Annotated in this window: 16 protein-coding genes and 1 pseudogene; 15 read left to right on the top strand and 2 right to left on the bottom strand. The window is 42.0% G+C overall.

The window, feature by feature from the left end; translation table 11 throughout:
- The first annotated feature begins 321 nt into the window (after positions 1-321).
- The 6 genes and pseudogenes from FC30_RS02205 (at position 322) to FC30_RS02185 (ending at position 7,268) form a co-directional block, all read left to right on the top strand.
- On the top strand, positions 322-786 hold the full coding sequence (locus FC30_RS02205) for a YSIRK-type signal peptide-containing protein (RefSeq protein ID WP_010688169.1): 465 nt from the start codon (positions 322-324) through the stop codon (positions 784-786).
- A 108-nt stretch (positions 787-894) separates the two neighbouring features.
- Entirely contained in the window at positions 895-1,341 is a 447-nt protein-coding gene (locus FC30_RS02200; protein ID WP_156400128.1) for a hypothetical protein, read from the top strand.
- Between the two features lie 15 nt (positions 1,342-1,356).
- Positions 1,357-1,938 (top strand): annotated as a pseudogene (locus tag FC30_RS09820) (G5 domain-containing protein); the annotation flags it as partial.
- A 39-nt stretch (positions 1,939-1,977) separates the two neighbouring features.
- Positions 1,978-5,079, top strand: a complete 3,102-nt coding sequence (locus FC30_RS02195; protein ID WP_309299888.1) for a G5 domain-containing protein — start codon at positions 1,978-1,980, stop codon at positions 5,077-5,079.
- A gap of 201 nt (positions 5,080-5,280) precedes the next feature.
- The gene (locus tag FC30_RS02190) at positions 5,281-6,609 is read left to right on the top strand and encodes an FAD-containing oxidoreductase (RefSeq protein WP_010688166.1); all 1,329 of its coding nucleotides are present in this window, start codon (positions 5,281-5,283) and stop codon (positions 6,607-6,609) included.
- Positions 6,610-6,623: 14 nt separating this feature from the next.
- Positions 6,624-7,268, top strand: coding sequence for an SDR family oxidoreductase (locus tag FC30_RS02185; protein WP_029507269.1), 645 nt, complete (start codon positions 6,624-6,626; stop codon positions 7,266-7,268).
- A gap of 44 nt (positions 7,269-7,312) precedes the next feature.
- Here the strand turns inward: FC30_RS02185 and FC30_RS02180 are convergent, their stop codons facing one another.
- The gene (locus FC30_RS02180) at positions 7,313-7,846 is read right to left on the bottom strand and encodes an NADPH-dependent FMN reductase (protein WP_010688164.1); all 534 of its coding nucleotides are present in this window, start codon (positions 7,844-7,846) and stop codon (positions 7,313-7,315) included.
- Between the two features lie 128 nt (positions 7,847-7,974).
- On the opposite strand from FC30_RS02180, the gene FC30_RS02175 reads away from it, so the two are divergent.
- The 7 genes from FC30_RS02175 to FC30_RS02145 all read left to right on the top strand — a co-directional run bounded on the left by FC30_RS02175 (position 7,975) and on the right by FC30_RS02145 (position 12,713).
- Entirely contained in the window at positions 7,975-8,814 is an 840-nt protein-coding gene (locus FC30_RS02175; protein ID WP_010688163.1) for an energy-coupling factor ABC transporter ATP-binding protein, read from the top strand.
- Entirely contained in the window at positions 8,790-9,662 is an 873-nt protein-coding gene (locus tag FC30_RS02170; protein ID WP_010688162.1) for an energy-coupling factor ABC transporter ATP-binding protein, read from the top strand. The genes FC30_RS02175 and FC30_RS02170 overlap by 25 nt, the downstream gene beginning before the upstream one ends.
- The gene (locus FC30_RS02165) at positions 9,655-10,449 is read left to right on the top strand and encodes an energy-coupling factor transporter transmembrane component T family protein (RefSeq protein WP_010688161.1); all 795 of its coding nucleotides are present in this window, start codon (positions 9,655-9,657) and stop codon (positions 10,447-10,449) included. The genes FC30_RS02170 and FC30_RS02165 overlap by 8 nt, the downstream gene beginning before the upstream one ends.
- A gap of 9 nt (positions 10,450-10,458) precedes the next feature.
- Positions 10,459-11,211, top strand: coding sequence for a tRNA pseudouridine(38-40) synthase TruA (gene truA, locus FC30_RS02160; protein WP_004050249.1), 753 nt, complete (start codon positions 10,459-10,461; stop codon positions 11,209-11,211).
- A gap of 152 nt (positions 11,212-11,363) precedes the next feature.
- Positions 11,364-11,807 carry a 50S ribosomal protein L13 gene (rplM, locus tag FC30_RS02155; RefSeq protein WP_004050247.1) on the top strand — a complete coding sequence of 148 codons (444 nt, stop codon included), beginning with the start codon at positions 11,364-11,366 and terminating at the stop codon, positions 11,805-11,807.
- A 13-nt stretch (positions 11,808-11,820) separates the two neighbouring features.
- Complete coding sequence (gene rpsI, locus FC30_RS02150) at positions 11,821-12,213, top strand: 30S ribosomal protein S9 (RefSeq protein WP_010688160.1); 393 nt, start codon at positions 11,821-11,823, stop codon at positions 12,211-12,213.
- A gap of 302 nt (positions 12,214-12,515) precedes the next feature.
- Positions 12,516-12,713 carry a hypothetical protein gene (locus tag FC30_RS02145; RefSeq protein WP_010688159.1) on the top strand — a complete coding sequence of 66 codons (198 nt, stop codon included), beginning with the start codon at positions 12,516-12,518 and terminating at the stop codon, positions 12,711-12,713.
- 214 nt (positions 12,714-12,927) lie between these two features.
- On the opposite strand, the gene FC30_RS02140 is transcribed toward FC30_RS02145, so the two are convergent.
- A complete protein-coding gene (locus FC30_RS02140; RefSeq protein WP_010688158.1) occupies positions 12,928-13,614 on the bottom strand; it encodes a GntR family transcriptional regulator in 687 nt (228 codons plus the stop codon).
- A 123-nt stretch (positions 13,615-13,737) separates the two neighbouring features.
- On the opposite strand from FC30_RS02140, the gene FC30_RS02135 reads away from it, so the two are divergent.
- Together FC30_RS02135 and FC30_RS02130 are read left to right on the top strand one after the other, a co-directional pair.
- A complete protein-coding gene (locus FC30_RS02135) occupies positions 13,738-15,165 on the top strand; it encodes a glycoside hydrolase family 1 protein (protein ID WP_010688157.1) in 1,428 nt (475 codons plus the stop codon).
- Positions 15,166-15,238: 73 nt separating this feature from the next.
- The gene (locus FC30_RS02130; RefSeq protein ID WP_010688156.1) at positions 15,239-15,715 is read left to right on the top strand and encodes a methylated-DNA--[protein]-cysteine S-methyltransferase; all 477 of its coding nucleotides are present in this window, start codon (positions 15,239-15,241) and stop codon (positions 15,713-15,715) included.
- Positions 15,716-15,805 lie beyond the last annotated feature (90 nt).

Below are 15,805 nucleotides of genomic sequence, written 5' to 3'. Positions count from 1 at the left end.
GAAGTACATTACAAATGAGCATGTAGTTTTTTCTAACTTGATTTGACAATTCAGGACTTAAAATTTTTATGTTTGAATTTAGGAGTTTGCGGACTAAAACTTTATTATTAGGCGTTTTTTAGCTATTTGAGAAAATCGTTTTTTAAATGTAAATCGTTAAATTAAGACATTAGATAAAAAAATTAATCTTTTGCTGGATAAAAACGTTTTTTTAGAAGATAACCTTTAGATTTTCATAATTTAAATTGTTTTTTGCTTAGTAAAAATTTAATATTAAATTGTAGAATGATAACTTAAGGTCAGATCAATTGGAGGAAAAAAATGCTTTCAAAAAATAATCATAAATTATCTAACCAAAAACTATCTGCTAAAAAGCAACGTTTTAAAATAAAGAAATTGAGTGTAGGGGTAGCGTCTGTTTTGGTAGGTACTATGTTTGCCACCTATACAGGAGTGGATCGTGCGTCAGCGGATACTCAGGTTGATCCCGCAGTGACAATGACAGAAACTGACGATACAAAAGAGACATCTGAGAATGATACTTTAAAATCTACTGAAGCATCGACCGAAGTGACTGAAACGATGCCGGAAAACACCGAAACAGAGACAGTCGAGGATACAGAAACACCAGTTGAAACTTCTGTGACACCAGCTCCAACTATTCAAGCGGAAACAGAAAACTCAGTGGTCGATACTGAGGCTCCTGAAGCGTCAGCAAATACAGAGGCAAAAACAGTAACTAATGAGGCAGATCCAGTTCCTGTTGTTGAAAACGAATACAGCTAAAGTTCAGGATTTAGAGCGGCTAAAGCTAATGAAGTTAAAGTTTATAGCTTAGATAGTCAAGTTGCGATTAAAAATGGTGGTGCTAAAGTAACGGCGATGGATGGTTATGTGGATAAGAAAAAACATACCACAAGATCTGAAGTCGTTCGTGTAGAAGTTAAATATGTCCCAAGTGCAAAAACAGGTAAAGAATTACCGATCTCGATCGAGTTGACCAGTAATTCTAATTATGAACTGCCAAGTTCGATCAAAGTAAATGGCACTTCTGTTGCACTGACTGGAGATGGTTACTATTATTCCAAAAATGTTAAGGTCAGACCTAACGAAGAAGGCCTGATCGAGTTTACGGTCAATGTTTCAGGTCGTTTAAATAAAGTGACTTCCTTCAATATATACATCGCTACGGCTAATCAAGGGTATGGCCAACCTTTCCCAGCTAAGCATCAGGGCCAAGCTTTTATCAATAACGCTTTAGTTGCAACTAATAAATTTGATTCTAAAGCCTATAATGATGTGATCCAGGAATTAGAAGCACCGGCTGATAAAGTAGAATAAGTAGAAGTACCGTATGAAACCGTATATAAAGCAGATCCAGAACTGCTCGGGGGCCAACGTCAAGTGGAGAAAAAGGGTGTTTCAGGGCAAAAAACAGTCATTACGACACATGTTCTAGGGGCAAATAACCAATTCGTTGCTAAAACGAGTGAAGAGATCACCAAACAACCAGAAGCAGAGATCGTTCGCGTCGGGACTAAGGCGGAAACTACAACTGAAGCCATTCCATTTGTAACGGTCTACGAAGAAGATCCAGCCATGAAGGTCACAGATAAAGAAGTGATCGCGGTGGCAGGGGTCGCAGGTCAAAAAGTGACGACAAAAACATATACTTTAAATGAACAGACTGGTGAACTAACGACCCAAGAAACAGTGAAGGTGACCGATCCAGTCAATCAAGTTATCAAGCACGGACCAAGTGGTGAGATCAATTACCAAACAGAATATCGTGAAAATAAGAACCTTACTGCGGGTGAAACGAAAGTCATTCAAGCTGGTAAAAAAGGTGCTTCGACTAAGGTCTATGACCCAGTAAATGGTACAGCTACGGCGACCTTTAGTCCAAAAACTGAAGCTAGTGTGACAAGAGAGCCACAATTGATCGTCGTTTTAGTTGAAAATAGTGGTGTAGTCGATATGTATCTATCGACTGACGTTTCTAAATTAGCACCACTCTGGGATAAGATGGAAGATGGCGACAAGTTACTTTGGATCAGTGCTTTGCGGATCCCAGAAAAATTTGATGATGCTAAAGCAAGTTATTCGGTCAAAGGACAAGATACAGCGATCAAACCATTAGAAAGCATTGGCACGATCACAGCTGATCAAATTCCAGCACGGTTTAATATTTCCGATGAGGATCTTAAAAATGCGGAAATTCGTTTAGAGACTGACCTCTTTACAGAAAATGAGAATTCTTTGATCAATAATAAAGCTTTGGTAAATCTATTGAATAAAGCTGGTTCACGGGTGATCTCGATCAGAAATACCGGCCAAAACAAACAGGAATTCAAAAAGTTTGGTTTTGCGGAAAAAGCCTTCCAAAAAGCTAAGATGCCATACAAATTGGATGATCAAGCTGGATTGCTCAGTGTGACACCAAACTTGATCCCAACGATCGTATATAAGCCATTGACGATCGCGATCGCTGATCCATCAGGTGAATTGCAGATCACATCTGCTCAATTAAAAGTTGGCTCTGAGGTAAAAGATCTTAAAGTAGCTGCTGGTAAAGTTCAGGATGAATATACACCGAAAGATGATACGCCGATCGAAGAAGTCAGCTATGCTTTTGCAGGTAAAGCAACACAAACACGTGCGATCGAATTTAACGTAACTGCAGATGGCAAGTCAGTAGCTAAATTATCAACAAATGTGCAACCAAAAGCTCATTTTGAAGTTACAACACCAACAAATGAGATCATCGAAGTCGGGACGAAACCAACTTCGACTTCAGAAGAGATCCCATTTGAAACGATTTACGTGACTGATGAAAAGATGCGGGCCGATGCCCCAGAAGTTGTCTTGGTTGAGGGTAAGGTTGGCCAAAAAGTGACGACGATCAACTACACGCACGATCTAAACACAGGTAAAGTGACTGCCCAGCCACCACAAGAAGTTATCACTGCTAAACCGATAACTCATCAGATCAAACGTGGTGTGGGTAAAGAAACTTCGCTCCCATATACAACAATTTATCAAGCAAGTGAAAAATTAGACTTAAACAAACAAGAGATCAAAGTTAAAGGTAAAAATGGTGTCTTGCAACCAAATGGGGTGGTCACTAGAGCTGCTGTTACCGAAATCATCTTAGTTGGGACCAAGCCAACGGTCGAAGAAAAGACGCTAGATTTTACGACTTTATACACGGCTGATCCAATGAGTTTACCAACTGATCCAGAAGTGATCGAACAAGTTGGTAAGGCTGGTAAACAAGTAACGACGACTAAATATAAAGTTGATCGCAAAACTGGGGCGGTAACAGCTTTAGAACCAACAGTCGAAACGACTCCTGCGGTCGATCAGATCGTAAAACGCGGGACTGGTAAGACGACTATTGTAGCTAAGCCAACCAAATATGTTGCTAATGTCGAGTTAGCAAATAAGACGACACGTGAAGTCGTGGCTGGGGTCGATGGGGTCGTTCATCCAAATGGTAAGGTCTTGACCGAAGTGGTTGCTCGTGTGATCGAAGTTGGGACTAAACCAGTCGTGGTCGAAACTGCGATTGAGCCGCAAGTGATCTACCAAGATGATCCAACGATGAAAAAAGATGATCCAGAAGTGATCGTGGTTCCAGGCACAGCAGGTAAGACGATCGAAACAACGACCTTTACTGTCAATGAACAAACGGGTGAAGTAAGCTCAAGTACAGCCGTTGAAACGATCAAAGCGATCGACCACGTGATCAAGCGTGGTAGTGGTGAAGAAAATCAGATCCCATACCAAACACGCTATGAAGCTGATGAAACAATGGCAAATGGCACAACAGCCGTTAAAGTCGCTGGTCAAGTAGGTATCAAACATCCAAATGGTACAACGACTAAAGAACCAGTAACTGAACTCATCTTAGTGGGTACTAAGCCAGTTGTAGTTGAAACGGCAATTGAACCACAAGTGATCTACCAAGATGATCCAACGATGAAAAAAGATGATCCAGAAGTGATCGTGGTTCCAGGCACAGCAGGTAAGACGATCGAAACGACAACGTTTGCGGTAAATGAACAAACGGGTGAATTAAGTTCAAGTGTTGCGACTGAAATGATCAAAGCGATCGATCGTGTGATCAAGCGTGGTAGCGGTGAAGAAACGCAGATCCCATATCAAACGCGCTATAAAGCTGATGCAACCAAGACAAATGGTGAAAAAGCAGTCAAAGTAGCCGGTCAAGTGGGTATCAAACATCCAAATGGTACAGTAACTAAAGAACCAGTAACTGAACTGATCTTAGTTGGGACTAAACCGGTTGTAGTTGAAACAGCAATTGAACCACAAGTAATCTACCAAGACGATCCAACGATGAAAAAAGATGATCCCGAAGTGATCGTAGTTCCAGGCACAGCGGGTAAGACGATCGAAACGACAACGTTTGCGGTAAATGAACAAACGGGTGAATTAAGTTCAAGTGTTGCGACTGAAGCGATCGCAGCAATCGACCGTGTGATCAAGCGTTGTAGTGGTGAAGAGACACAGATCCCATACCAAACACGCTATAAAGGCGATGAGTCACTAGCTAAAGGGGAAAGAGTCGTAGCGATCCCAGGCCAAGTAGGTATCAAACATCCAAATGGTACAGTAACTAAAGAACCAGTAACTGAGATCATTTTGGTCGGGACCAAGCCAGAGGTAGTAGTCGAAGAACTCGATTTCACGATCTTATGTGAAGCCAATCCGACCTTACCAGTGGGGACGACAGTCATCGTACAAGCAGGGGAAAAAGGACAAAAGATCAAGACCATAACTTATCGCGTTGATGAAGAGACCGGTGAATTGATCGCTGAAGAAACTGAAGAAGTGATCGCACCAGTTACTCAATTGGTCAAACAAGGGACTAAGGTAGAAGAACCACAACCCGAAGTAAAACCAGTGGCTAAGGTGGAAACACCTAAAGCGCAACCAAAAGTTGAATTACCACAAACTGGGGATGTCAACGAAAATAACTTATCGCTACTTGGCTTGCTCGGACTTACGGGAGCTGGACTTTTAGCTGTCGGACGTCGTAAACGTCAAATCAAATAGTTGAAAAGATCAGTGCTCATCCTGGATGGGTGCTGATTTTTTTAGTATTTAGGTAAAAAAATTGCTTTTGCAAAACGAAAGCGGTAACTTCAGTATGAGAGTGGTTATTTATCGAACTTACAATTTGTAAGCATGTTTCGTGACAAATTGGAAAATGTTTGTATAATCAAGAGTAGTAAGTAAAAGAAAGTGGGAGTGAAAATGGAAAAGGTAAAAAATATTATTATCGGTTTTGGTAAGGGTGGTAAAACTTTAGCCAAGACTTTGGCAACTAAAGGCGAGGAAGTTTTAGTGATCGAACGTTCTGACCAGATGTATGGGGGAACATGTATCAATATCGGTTGCTTACCCTCCAAACGCTTGATCATCGAAGCTGAGAAAAAGGCTGATTTCAGTCAAGCTGTTACTGGTAAAAATGAGATGACAGCTTTCTTGCGGGATAAGAATTACCACATGTTGGCTGACGAACCGACTGTGCGTGTTTTAGATGGAACCGCTAAGTTCAAGTCAGACCATGTAGTCACAGTAACGACGCCTGCTGGTGAGACCCTAGATTTTGAAGGGGAACGGATCTTTATCAATACTGGAGCTGAACCAGTGATATTACCGATCCCAGGTCTAGCAGATAGCAAGTATCTATTGGATTCAACTGGTGCGATGGATCAAAGTGAATTGCCTAAAGAATTGGTGATCATTGGTGCTGGTTATATCGGGCTTGAATTTGCTAGCATGTTTGCCAATTATGGTGCTAAGGTCACAGTTTTGGATGCATCAGATAAGTTTATTCCAAGAGAAGATGATGATATTTCCCAAATGGTCTTTGATGACTTGAGTGCTTTGGGGATCGACTTTAAGTTGGGTGTCAAGATCAAAGAAGTTTGCGACCTTGAGGATAAAGTTGAGATCGTCTATGAAAACGATGGTGAACATACCGTAACAGCGGATAAAGTTTTAGCTGCGACGGGACGTAAACCGCGGACTAGCGAACTAGGCTTAGAAAATACCGCGATCAAATTGGATGAACGTGGAACAGTGGTCGTTGATGATCAATTGCATACCAGTGTTCCTGGTGTCTGGGCGATCGGGGATGTTAAAGGTGGGTTGCAATTCACCTATATCTCTTTAGATGATTTCCGGATCATTAAAGATGAACTTTTTGGCGCTGGCAAACGTCGGATCAGTGATCGTAAAAATGTGCCTTATAGCGTCTTTATCGAACCGCCATTGTCTAAAGTTGGTCTAAATGAAAAAGAAGCTAAAGCAGTAGGGATCGAATATAAGCTCTTCAAGTTACCAGTTGCAGCTATTCCTAAGGCCCGGGTCTTAAAGGATACTCGGGGACTCTTTAAAGTTTTAGTCGATCCTGAAACTGACTTGATCTTAGGGGCTACGATCTATGCTAAAGAATCACACGAGTTGATCAATTTGCTCAGTTTGGCGATCAATGCTAAATTACCATACACAATGTTGCGTGATCAGATCTATACCCATCCAACGATGAGTGAAGCGCTCAATGATGTTTTAAAGTAAAGTAAGGTAATTATATAATGCGAATTTTTGTAGTCGGTGCTACTGGTCGAGTTGCATCAGAATTGGTCAAAGAGCTAGTTGCTAAGGGGCATCAAGTAACCGCAACTGCGCGTCATCCGGAAAATGTCTCGTTGAAGGATTCACCCCAAGTGACTGCAGTCAAATTAGATCTGCATGCTTCAAAAGAAGAATTGGCAGAATTGATCGGTCAACAAGATGCGATCTACTTTACAGCCGGTTCACGTGGTAAAGATCTCTTACAGACCGACGCTTTTGGGGCTGTCAAGACGATGCAAGCAGCCGAGTTGAATGGTATCAAACGTTATATCATGTTGAGCTCATTACATGCCTTAGAACCAGAATTTTGGCATGAGAACGGTTTAGCTCAGATCATGGATTATAACATTGCCAAATTCTTTGCGGACCACTATCTAGTGCATAACACGGACTTAGATTATACGATCTTACAACCAACAGCTTTGACCGAAGAACCTGGTACAGGTAAGATCACGGTCGGGGCGACTAAAGTTTCTAAAAATCCGATCCCAGATGTGGCCTTGACCTTAGCTGAGATCTTGGAACATGACAATACACGCAAAAAAGTTATCATGATGAGCAGTGGTGATACACCGATCGCTCAAGCTTTGGCAAACGTATAGTAATGGCTAACTAAAAAGCCGACCAGCACCGGTCGGCTTTTTAGTTAGCTTAAAGAGCGTTTGAACTCAGCTGCTAACGCTGGAAGTAAAGGTTCATATGTACTTAGAGTCTTTAAGGCTTCACTTGGACTTGCACTAGGTGAGAGCGTGATCATCGGTGCTACCGAAAGAACAGGCATTTTGAGCCCTTGCATGACTAAACGTAAGGCGATCTGGACTTGGGAGCCACCGTGTCCACCAAAAGTAACTAAGCAAGCGGGTTTTCCTTGCCATTCACAATAGAGATAGTCAAGCGCATTTTTCAAGACCGCAGGATAGCCCCAGTTATATTGCGGAACGATGAAGATAAAGCCCGCGTAAGCAGCGATCTTTTCACTCCAACGTTTGGTCTTCTCATGCTGGTAAATACCAGTTTGGGGCATTTCACTTTCATCTAAGAAGGGTAAGTCAAAATCAGCTAGATCGATGATATCGTAAGTCAGCTCAGCTTGAGGCAGATTTTTTGCGAACCATTCAGCAATCGAGGGGCTCCGGCGCCCAGGACGCGTACTACCGATGATGATCCCGATTTTTTTCATAAAATTTCACCTCGTGACTTTAATTTTAGAAGTAAAATCTCAGATTGGCAAATTAAAACGTGAGAATGTGGTATATTATTCCTAAAGGGTTGCAGACTAGCAACTAGAATTTCAGTGGGGGAAGCTAAATGAGTGTAATTATTGAGATAAAAAATCTTAGCTTTGCGTACGATGAAGCGAGTCAAAAAAAGACATTGTCGCAGATCGATTTAACGATCGAACAAGGGCAGTGGGTCGCTTTGATCGGCCATAATGGAAGTGGCAAGAGTACTCTGGCTAAATTGCTCGATGGGCTATTGACGCCAACTGAGGGGACGATAACTGTGGCCGGTCTTCCTTTGAATGAAGAAAATATTTGGGCGATCAGAGATCAGATCGGGATGGTCTTTCAGAATCCGGATAATCAATTTGTGGGCGCAGATGTTGAAGGGGATGTGGCCTTTGGCTTGGAAAATCGAGGTGTACCCTATGAACAAATGCATCAACATGTTCAAGAAGCCTTGGAAGCTGTTAACATGCAGGCTTTTGCCAAACACGAACCGGTCCGGCTTTCGGGTGGACAAAAGCAGCGCGTTGCGATCGCAGGCGTCTTGGCGATTAGACCACAGATCGTGATCTTCGATGAATCGACCAGTATGCTTGATCCCGAGGGCCGAGCCGAGTTAGTTGCTTTAATGCGACGCTTGAATAAAGAAGAAGGTTTTACAGTCATTTCGATCACACATGATATCGATGAGGCGGCTCTGGCTGATCGGATCATTGTGTTAGAGCAAGGTAAAGTGATCGATGATGATACCCCAGAAAATATCTTTACCCGGGGCAATGAATTGAGTAAAGTGGGGTTAGATGTACCTTATCCCGAACGGTTGAAGCATGAGCTAGCTAAGCTGGGGATCAAAGTACCCGAAAAATATTTGACAGAAAAGGAATTGGTGGACTGGTTATGGCAATTCAACTTGAAAAATTAAGCTATACGTATCAAGCCGAGACCCCGTTAGCCCAACAAGCTCTAAAAGATGTGAGCTTTACGATCAAAGATCAAAGTTTTACCGCTATTGTTGGACATACTGGGAGTGGAAAGTCCACCTTGCTCCAGCATTTAAATGGACTTTTAAAACCTACTAGTGGTCGTTTGACAGTCAATGGGCAGGTGATAACGCCAGCGACTAAAAATAAAGAGTTGGCCAAGTTGCGCCAAGAAGTTGGTTTCGTGTTTCAATTTCCTGAAGCTCAACTATTTGAAGAGACGGTCTTAAAGGATATTGCCTTTGCACCGAAAAATTTTGGGGCAACGGCTGAAGAAGCTGAAAAGATCGCGCGTGAAAAAGCCAAACTCGTTAATTTAGATGAAAGTGTGTTGGAGCGTTCACCGTTTGAGCTTTCTGGGGGGCAGATGCGTCGGGTCGCGATCGCAGGGATCTTAGCGATGTCACCTAAAGTTTTAGTTTTAGATGAACCGACTGCAGGCCTAGACCCGAGCGGACGTGCCGAAATGATGGCGTTATTCAAACGACTTCATGAAAAAGAAAAATTGACGATCATTTTAGTGACCCATCAAATGAACGATGTGGCTAATTTTGCCGATCAAGTTTTAGTGATGGAATCAGGGCGCTTGCTCGCCGATAAAACACCAGCTGAGCTCTTTTCTGATCCCGACTGGCTAAAAGCACATCACTTAAATCTGCCACAAACGACCGCATTTGCGCAGCGGTTAGTCGAACGGGGATTGAAATTTGCGCAGCTACCGTTGACTGAACATGAATTAGCACAAATTTTAGCGACAAAAATAAAAGAACAGGGGGCTGAAAATGGATAAATTATTACTCGGACGTTATATACGGGGTGATTCTTTGGTACATCGCCTTGATCCCCGTGCCAAAATGATCTTGTGTTTTTACTTTGTGTTGATCATTTTTTTATGTAACAACTGGCAATCATATCTGCTATTAGGAACTGTGACCTTGCTCAGTGTTTTACTTTCAAAGATCAGCCTGAGTTATTTTGTCAAAGGGGTCATACCGTTGATCTGGCTGATCTTATTTACAGTCCTCTTGCAGGTCTTCTTCACCCGTGGCGGCACGACTTATTGGCAATTTGGACCACTGACCTTGACACAGTTTGGCTTAGTCAATGGTTTTTATGTCTTTTGTCGTTTTGTGTTGATCATTTTTATGTCGACACTTTTGACCGTGACAACGACACCACTTGCGATCGCGGATGCAACTGAATCGTTGATGCAACCGTTAAAGAAACTAAAGGTCCCAGTGCACGAGATCGCTTTGATGTTGTCGATCGCATTGCGTTTTGTGCCGACTTTGATGGATGAAACGACTAAGATCATGAATGCACAACGCTCGCGTGGGGTCGATTTTAGTGAAGGCAGTTTGATCTCCCGGATAAAGGCCGTGATCCCGCTATTGATCCCCTTATTTGTCAGTGCCTTGACGCGGGCGGAAGATCTGGCAACTGCGATGGAAGCGCGTGGTTATCGTGGAGGAGAAGGGCGAAGCAAGTATCGTTTGCAAGTTTGGCATTTACAAGATACGCTAGCGCTAGTATTCTTTTTCCTAGTGACCCTTGCTTTGATATTTTTGAGAAATTGAGGAATTTTAATGACGAAGCGTTATATGATAACTTTAGCCTATGATGGCACTAATTTTGCGGGTTTTCAGGCCCAACCTAAGCAACGGACCGTGCAGTCAGTTCTAGAAAAAGCACTCAACAAGATGAGTAAATTTGACGACTACATCACGATCTATGGCTCGGGGCGCACTGACTCGGGTGTCCATGCTTTGGGGCAAGTCATTCACTTTGATTTTCCCCATGATATCTCACCAGAAGGGATGCTCAAGGGGTTAAACTCAATGTTGCCCCTTGATTGTGAGGTCATCGACTGCAAGATCGTCAGTGATGACTTTCATGCGCGCTTTACCACTCATGGCAAGCGCTATATGTACCGTGTCAGCCGTTCGTGGTTTACCGATCCTTTCAAACGTTTCTACACGGGACATTACAAATATCCCCTTGATATCAAGCGGATCGAAGAAGCGATGCCCGATGTCGTGGGGACCCATGATTTTTCGAGTTTTGTAGCTTCAGGCAGTCAAACTAAAGATCATGTCCGAACGATCTATGAGGCTACCGTCAGAGAAGACAAAGAAAACAATGAAGTGATCTTTGAATTCTACGGCAACGGCTTTTTGTATAATCAAGTGCGGATCATGGTAGCGACCTTGTTAGAGATCGGAAATGGTAAACGTCCAGTCCATGATTTTTTGCGCTTGTACGAAGTCAAAGACCGCAATGAATGTCGGGAAACAGCACCCGCAAGTGGACTTTATCTGAAGAAAGTGTATTATGAATAAAATAATAGCTTGATTTTACGATTTATTGAAAGTTATAATTGACTATACCTAAAAAAAATCGTAATATAGTATTTGGTATTGTTTGCCCCACAGTAAGCCCCGTTAATCTTATTGTTTGTCAAACATGTATACATTAAATGGAGGAAATAAACGTGCGTACAACATATATTGCAAAACCAGGCGAAGTAGAACGTAAATGGTATGTCGTAGATGCAACAGATGTTCCTTTGGGACGCTTATCCACAGTGGTAGCATCTGTTTTACGCGGCAAGAACAAGCCTACTTTCACACCAAACGTTGATACAGGTGACTTTGTGATCGTCATCAATGCAGAAAAAGTTGCTTTGACAGGTCGTAAAGCAACAGATAAGATCTATTACCATCACTCAAACCATCCAGGTGGCTTGAAGGAACGTACAGCTGGTGACTACCGTGAAAAGGATCCAGAAAAATTGATCGCATTATCTGTTAAAGGTATGCTTCCAAAGGGTACTCTTGGTCGTGCACAAGCTAAGAAGCTTCACGTTTACCGTGGTGCAGAACACAAGCATGCTGCTCAAAACCCAGAAGTATTAGACATCACAAACTTAATCTAGGAGGAAAACGAATTTGGCACAAGTACAATATCGCGGCACAGGTCGTCGTAAAAACTCAGTTGCACGTGTGATCTTGGTACCAGGTACAGGTAAGATCACAATGAACGGCAAATCTGCAGAAGAATACATTCCATTTGCAAACTTACGCGAAGTTATGGCTCAACCATTCGTTGCCACAGAAACAAAAGACCAATATGATGTATTGGTAAACGTTAGCGGTGGTGGCTTCTCAGGTCAAGCTGGCGCTACACGTCATGGTATCGCACGCGCTTTACTTGAAGTAGATCCAGACTTCCGCGGTGTCTTGAAGCGTGCAGGTCTCTTGACTCGTGATGCACGTATGAAAGAACGTAAGAAGCCAGGTCTTAAGAAGGCTCGTAAAGCTTCACAATTCTCAAAACGTTAATATCGCGTTATATCAACGTTTCAAACGCATTTCTCACTTCGGTGGGAGATGCGTTTTTTTGTTTTGACCTAGACTTTTCAGAAGATTATGGGATATTTTATTTGCCGTAGACCATTATCAGGAATATCATGGAGAAAGAAAATGGAGTGTGTTAGTCAGATCGTGAAGCTATTATTTCTCTTGCAGAAAAAAGTTCATGATCGTGATATTTGCAATGAATGTTAATGGTGGTAAATAAATTAAGAAGGGAAAAGCTATATTACTTCTAGTAATTCAGGAAAGATATGGCTAGGTGCTAAAAATTGAAAAAGATTAAGCGGTTTTTATTGGAAAGAAAGACAACATGGGAGTTGTTGGGAGTTTATATGGATCATTTTGGTGAAAGGTTACCGATAGCTCAGATGTGTGTAACTGATAGTGAATTGAGAGAAATTCTGATCAGAGCTTTACTCGAGAATAAGAAGTATAAGTTGAATATTCCCAAGGGATGTATTGTATAGATCCATAAGATGATTAATAAATCAGATTTGACGTAATAGAACTTTGGAGCAAGAAGTTGCTACGATCAAACAAAGGACAGCCGATTTAAGAATCACAGAAGATAGAGATTGATCTGCAGAAAAATGGCTAATCTGCAGAAATATTGTTGTCTATATTATATAAATATGATCAACCAAAAGAACCAGCACATCGTGGGATCCACAACGTGCTGGTTCAATTTGATTGGGCGTAGAATTTAGCTTGGCAGTAAGTGCGTGAATAGTCAAAAATGCGCCCATCATTTAAATAATAAATATCTTCGAGTCGTAAAGCGGGACTATTAGGGGGCAAGTCTAGTAATTTAGCTTGAGCTTCATCGAGCAAAACACTATCAAAGTATTTATCCGAAAAACCGATCTTTAGGCCTTGGGCGCGTAAATAGCTAAAGATCGAGCCTTCTGCTACAGTAGCGGGTAAATGGCCGACGAGATCGGCAACATAAAAAGATTCTTCTAGCCAAAAAGGTTTACCATCTAAATATTGTAACCGCAAAATGCGGTAGACCAAACTGCCGACTGGGAGCTGTAAATTTTTAGCAATTTCAGGTTCGGCGGGGAGTTTTTCAAAAGCGAGGACACGGTTGGTGATCCGTTCGTGAAAATTACCAAAAAAACCAGCAGTATTTTGAAATAAAGGATCATAATCTTGGCGTTGGCGCCGTCTGACAAAGATCCCACTTCCCTGAACTTGGTAGACTACATGCGAATTTTCGAGATTCTTAAGTGCTTGCATCATCGTGTTTTTGCTCACACCATACATTTCCATCAATTCGGTCAAACTGGGCAGTTTAGTTCCATGGGAAAGTTGATTATCATCGATATAAGATTTGAGCTTGTTTGCGATCGCTTGATGTTTTAACATATGCTATTTCACCTCATATTTCAGTATAGCATAATGAAAACGCTTGACAAAATGTTTGGTAACAATTTAGCATATAAGTGTACCCAAACAATTATACATAATCTAAGAAAGGGGCTTATGCAAATGATCCATCAAACATTAAAACCATTTCCAAAAGATTTCTTATGGGGGGCTTCGACTTCGGCTTACCAAGTTGAGGGTGCCAGTTTAGAAGACGGCAAAGGACCATCTTTTCAAGATACCAAGGAATTGCCACCAGGGACCGCTGATCTAACGGTCTCAGTTGATCATTATCATCGTTACAAAGAAGACATCGCCTTGATGGCCGAGATGGGTTTTAAAGCATATCGTTTCTCGATCTCATGGTCACGTGTTTTACCAGAAGGGATCGGGAAAGTTAATCCTAAGGGGATCGAATTTTATAATAATTTGATCGATGAATGTTTGAAATATGATATCGAACCGATCATCACGATGTTTCATTTCGACATGCCGGCAGCTCTGGAAGAAAAAGGTTCTTGGAGCAATGCGGAATCTTCCGAATGGTTCAAGGAATTTGCTCAAGTGCTCTTTGAAAATTACGGTGACCGGGTCAAATATTGGTTGACGATCAATGAACAAAATATGATGACTTTAGTTGGACAACTGATCGGTACATTACGTGTGCCAGAAGCAACAACGAACTTGACTAAAGAGATCTATCAACAAAATCACCATCAATTAGTGGCACAAGCTAAAGCGATGCAATTATGCCACGAGATGTTGCCACAAGCCAAGATCGGTCCGGCGCCAAATATCGCGTTGGCTTATCCTAATGGTAATCGTCCAGAAGACATCATCGCGGAACAAAATGCCAATGCGATCCGCAATTGGTTATATTTAGATATGGCTGTTTATGGGCGCTACAATAACTTGGTTTGGGCGTATTTAGAAGCTAAAGATGCAACCCCAACGTTTGCTCCTGGAGATGCCGAAGTCTTAAAGACAGCCAAACCTGATTTTATCGCTTTTAATTACTATACTTCATTTACGGTCGAAGCAAGTGATGGTAGTGAACAGATCGATGACAAGTTTGCTGATCAGCAATCCGCAATGTCTGAACCGGGATATTACCGCAGTGTACAAAATCAAAATTTGAAAAAGACCGAATTTGGTTGGGAGATCGATCCAGTTGGCTTTAGAGCGACCATGCGTGCCTTATATGATCGCTACCAACTTCCATTATTAGTCACGGAAAATGGGATCGGAGCTTATGATGAACTAACTGCAGATGGAAAAGTCCATGACCCATATCGGATCGTTTATTTGCGCGAACACATTGCTCAGATACAAAAAGCGATCTCGGATGGCGTTGAGATGTTAGGCTATAATCCATGGTCAGCGATCGACCTGATCTCAACGCATGAAGGAATCAAGAAGCGCTATGGTTTCATCTATGTTGATCGGGATGAATTTGATCTCAAGACTTTAAAACGTTACCGCAAAGATTCATTTTATTGGTATAAAAAAGTTATTGCGACTAATGGCCAAGATCTCAGTGATCAGTTCTAAACCAAGAGTGGCTGGGGGATGTGCTTAACTATAGACTTGTGTTATGCTAAAGAAAAATCAAGCAGGTGAAAGTATGTACTTCAAACAGATCTATTCCACGCCCCTGGGAGAATTGCTGTTAGTCGGGACCGAAACAGAACTTGTGGGAGCTTGGTTCACTGATCAAAAATATTTTGCTCCTGATTTTTCACTTGAAAAGATCGCAGATGTTGAGACTCCGGCTTTAAAACAAGCTAGAGCATGGCTAACGGAGTATTTTAATGGTCAGATCCCGACTACAAAGATCACGTTAGCACCACAAGTTACGCCTTTTAGGCAGCGAGTATTGCAGCAACTACAGCAGATCCCCTATGGAACTACGGTGACCTACCAAGAGCTAGCAAAACAATTGGCCTCGCATCCAAGGGCTGTCGGTGGGGCTGTAGTGCATAACCCATTGAGTCTTTTTATCCCGTGTCACCGCGTTTTGGCAAGTGACGGCAGTTTGCATGGCTATGCTGGTGGACTTGACCGTAAACAGGCGCTACTAGAACTGGAACAGATCTTATAAAAAATTATTGCCAGATCATTTAAGATATTTTAAAATAACGCAGTTTGTAAAATTAAGTTAGAAAAATAAAAAGCCATTTGTGATAGACTT

It is taken from the genome of Ligilactobacillus animalis KCTC 3501 = DSM 20602, assembly GCF_001434535.1.
Classification (GTDB): domain Bacteria; phylum Bacillota; class Bacilli; order Lactobacillales; family Lactobacillaceae; genus Ligilactobacillus; species Ligilactobacillus animalis.
The sequence above is the reverse complement of the archived record's forward strand: the minus strand, read 5'-3'. Positions and strand labels throughout refer to the sequence as shown.